The 1,166-nt window shown below is 77.1% G+C and carries 1 protein-coding gene; it reads right to left on the reverse strand.

Going from position 1 to position 1,166, the window contains the following annotated elements; genetic code table 11:
- Positions 1–1,166 (reverse strand): GTPase (locus tag EEJ42_RS31470; protein ID WP_246097518.1); only part of this gene is annotated, 1,166 nt, incomplete at both ends.

The following is a 1,166-nucleotide window of genomic DNA, read 5'->3' on the forward strand; positions in this document are numbered from 1 at the left end:
CCGCGGCCTGCCCGGTCGCCGCCGCGCCCGCCGCCTCCGCCAGCCGGTCCTCGAACTCCGCCCGTGCCCGGCCGGTGAACCCGGCGGGTGCCCCGTCCGCCACGTACTGCGGCCGCAGCCGCGCCGTCGTGCCGTCCACGTCGGCCGCCAGCCGTCGCTCCGCCGCGCCGCATTCGGCCGCGAGCCCGCCCAGCATCTCCCGCAGCTCCCCGACCCCCTCCCCGGTGAGCGCGGACAGGGCGAGCACCGCCGCGCCCGGCTCCCCGTGTTCGCCGAGCGCCAGCCCGTCCTCGTCCAGCAGCCGCCGCAGATCGTCCAGTACCTGGTCGGCGGCGTCGCCCGGCAGCCGGTCCACCTGGTTGAGGACGACGAACGTGACCTCCGCATAACCGGCGAGCGGCCGCAGATAGCGCTCGTGCAGCACCGCGTCCGCGTACTTCTCGGGATCCACCACCCACACCACCGCGTCGACCAGCCCCAGCAGCCGGTCCACCCGGTCCCGGTGGCCCGGGGCGGCCGAGTCGTGGTCGGGCAGGTCGAGCAGGACGAGGCCGCGCAGCGCGGGGTCGTACGGATACGCCGGACGGCGCCGGTCCGCGTGCGGGATGCCGAGCCGGTCCAGCAGCCCGTCGGCGTGATCGGTCCAGGCGCAGGAGAGCGGCGCGGCGGTGGTCGGCCGCCGGATCCCGCACTCGGAGAGCGGGGCCCCGGCGAGCGCGTTGAAGAGTGTCGACTTACCGCTTCCGGTGGCTCCGGCGAGGGCGACGACGGTGTGCCCGAGCGGATGCCGTCCGCGGGCCGCGGCCTCGTCCAGGACCCGCCCGGCCCCGGCGAGGGTGCGTCCGTCCAGCCGGGTGCGGGACAGCCCCACGAGCTGGCGCAGCGCGTCCAGGCGCGGCCGCAGGCTGCCGGCGGCGAAGTTGCGGGCGCCGGGCCCGAAGGGTCGCTCGTACGAGGCATACGTCTCGTACGTCTCGTACGCCTTGTAGGAGTCGCGGGAGCCGTAGGAGGCGTAGGACTCGCACGTCGGCTCGCCGGGCTCATACGTATCGTGCGCCCCGTACGAGGCGTACGACCCGGCCGACCCCTGCGACCCGCCCGCCTCCCGCGGCGCGCTCCCGGCGGCGGTCCGCGGCCCCGGGGCCTGCGCCCCGGACGTCTCCCGG

Source organism: Streptomyces botrytidirepellens, from assembly GCF_003721215.1.
GTDB classification, from domain to species: domain Bacteria; phylum Actinomycetota; class Actinomycetes; order Streptomycetales; family Streptomycetaceae; genus Streptomyces; species Streptomyces himastatinicus.